3 protein-coding genes are annotated in these 2621 nt (G+C 70.9%); 2 read left to right on the forward strand and 1 reads right to left on the reverse strand.

What is annotated here, in order from left to right; translation table 11 throughout:
- Positions 1-1028: MalY/PatB family protein (locus tag VIG79_RS06185; RefSeq protein ID WP_331883483.1), on the forward strand; the 1028-nt coding region annotated here is incomplete at its 5' end.
- Between the two features lie 13 nt (positions 1029-1041).
- Here the strand turns inward: VIG79_RS06185 and VIG79_RS06190 are convergent.
- Positions 1042-1656 (reverse strand): hypothetical protein, encoded by a 615-nt coding sequence (locus VIG79_RS06190; protein WP_331883485.1) that lies wholly within the window; start codon positions 1654-1656, stop codon positions 1042-1044.
- A 26-nt stretch (positions 1657-1682) separates the two neighbouring features.
- Between VIG79_RS06190 and VIG79_RS06195 the strand changes: the two genes are divergently transcribed.
- Positions 1683-2621 (forward strand): hypothetical protein (locus VIG79_RS06195; protein WP_331883488.1); only part of this gene is annotated, 939 nt, incomplete at its 3' end.

Genomic DNA, 2621 nt, shown 5'->3' on the forward strand with positions numbered 1-2621 from the left:
TCACGGCGGCGCTGCACCGAGCGGTGGACGCCGAGACCTTCGGGTACCCCCTCGACGCCGGTCCCTCGGGTCTCGCCGACGCCCTGGCCGACGACCTGGCCCGCCGGCACGGCTGGACCGTCGACCCCGACGACGTGTTCCTGGTCGCCGATGTGATGCGAGGGGTGACGCTCGCCCTGGAGACGTTCAGCGGACGCGACGACCCGGTCGTCATCACGACACCGGTCTACATGCCGTTCTTCGACGTCGTCGAGCTGTCCGGCCGCCCCCAGGTCCACGTCCCGATGGTGGAGGTCGACGGACGCCCGACCTTCGACCTCGACGCCCTCGACGGGGCCCTCGCCCACGGCGCGCGCACGGTGCTGCTCTGCAACCCCTACAACCCGCTCGGACGCGTCCTCGACCGCGCCGAGCTGCTGGCCATCGCCGAGGTCGTCGAACGACATGGGGCCCGGGTCATCGCCGACGAGATCCACGCGCCGCTCGTCTTCGAGGGCATCCACCTCCCGTATGCGTCGCTCACACCGGCCACCGCGAGCCACACCGTCACGCTCGTCTCGGCGAGCAAGGCCTGGAACCTGCCCGGGCTCAAGTGCGCCCAGGTGGTCACCAGCAACGCCGCCGACCGAGCCGCGTGGCGGCGGATCCCCCTGTGGGCCAAGGTCGGGGTGGCGTCGCTCGGGATCGAGGCGAGCATCGCCGCATACCGGGAAGGTCAGGAGTGGCTGGCCGACGTCCGGAGCCTGCTCGCCCGGCACGCCGAGCTCGTCGCGGAGGCCGTCGACGGGATGCCCGGGGTGCGGCACCGCCGGAACGAGGGCACCTATCTCGCCTGGCTCGACTGCACCGAGCTGGAGCTCGACACCGACCCGGCCGAGTGGTTCCTGCACGAGGCCAAGGTCGCGCTCAGCCCGGGCCGGCCGTTCCGGGCGCCGGCGCATCGTTTCGCGCGGCTGAACTTCGGCACCACCACGGTGATCCTCGAGGAGTCTCTCGACCGCATCCGCCGAGCGGTCGAGCAGCGTTGACCGGCAACGGTTCTCAGGTGATCGTCAGATCCACCGGCTCGCTGGCCATGACGTACGCCCCGCTGGGACCGCCCTGCGCGTTGTTCAGCGCGTCGCTGCCGTAACCAACCAGCGCTCGCAACCGGTACGCCCCGGCGGCCAGTGGCTTGCCGTCACACCCGGTCAGCGTGATCGTGGTCGGCACGGTCTGCGCCGGGATCGTCCTCCCCCGGGTGATCGGCGTCGGGACGTCTGGGCCCGCGCTTCCCACTGATCGCGCGACGACCGCTCCGGGAGCGAGCACCTCCAGGGCCGACCACTGAGGCCGGGCGGTCACCCGCGGCCCGTCCGAGAGGACCACGATCTCGGTCTTGACCGGGAGCACCGACCCGCCGGCCGCGGACGTCGCCGACGTGGTCACGACGACCACCTGGCTGGTGATCGGCCCGCTGGACAGCGCGGTCGGCGGGCAGCCGGTACCCCCCGTCGTGGGAGTCGCCGACGAGGTCGCCCGCGTCGGGGTGTCGTCAGCGGGAGTCACGGTCGCCGCCGGTGGGGCGGCCGAGCACGCGGCCGCGACGGGCACCGCGGCGAGCAGGGCAACGAGCAGCGCCGCCCGAGCGGCGGCTCCGGGTGGACGGGTGAACACGCGTCGCCGGCCTCCCTCGTTCGTCGGTGTCGGACCATCATGCGCCACCACCTCCCGTCGCTAACCAGGGCTACACGGCCGACAGCTACAACCTGGGGACGTCGGGCACCTGGCCGACGACGACGTACGACGCGACGTGCACGACGCCACTGACGACGACGCCGACGGTCGCGGGCGGGGCGTGGACGACGGTATGCGTGAAGGTCGCGGTTCCTGCTAGTGCGGCCAACGACGCGAAGGACACCGAGCACCTCACCGTCACCTCGGTGGGCAGCCCCAGCGTCTCGGCCGGCGCGTCGTTCACGACGATCGCCGTGGCGTCGGCCAACCTCCTCGTCGACGGAGACACGAACAACCCGATCGACTCGGCGCCGTACTACAAGGCCGCGATGGGCAGCCAGAGCTACGGCTACTGGGACCTTGCCGCGGACCCGAACCTGCCGCTGTCCTACCTCAAGGCGCACACCAACGTCGTCTGGTGGACCGGTAACTCCTACCCCGCGCCGATCACCCCGTACGAGTCGGAGCTTGCCTCCTTCCTCGACGGCGGCGGACGGCTGCTGATGTCCGGTCAGGACATCCTCGACCAGGCCGCAGGCACCACAGCCTTCGTCAAGAACTATCTCCACATCAACTGGGACGGCACCGAGAACCAGAACGACAAGGCCACCGTCAGCGTCACGGCGATCGCCGGCAACCCGCTCACCGCGGGCCTCGGAACCGTGCCGATCAACCACAACTCCTCGGCGCAAACTTCGAGGACCAGACCACGCCGATCCCACCGGGCGCGGCGGCATTCACCGACGACACCGGCAAGACCGACGCGCCCTCACCGCGGCTACCGGTACCTACAAGGTGTTCTTCGCGGCCTTCCCGATCGAGGCGTTCGGGACGGCGGCAGACAAGGCGACGCTGGTGGGCAACACGCTCAAGTGGTTCGCGACGTCCTGACCTCTGTGAGTGGG

This window comes from Lapillicoccus sp., assembly GCF_036559105.1.
Classification (GTDB): domain Bacteria; phylum Actinomycetota; class Actinomycetes; order Actinomycetales; family Dermatophilaceae; genus Lapillicoccus.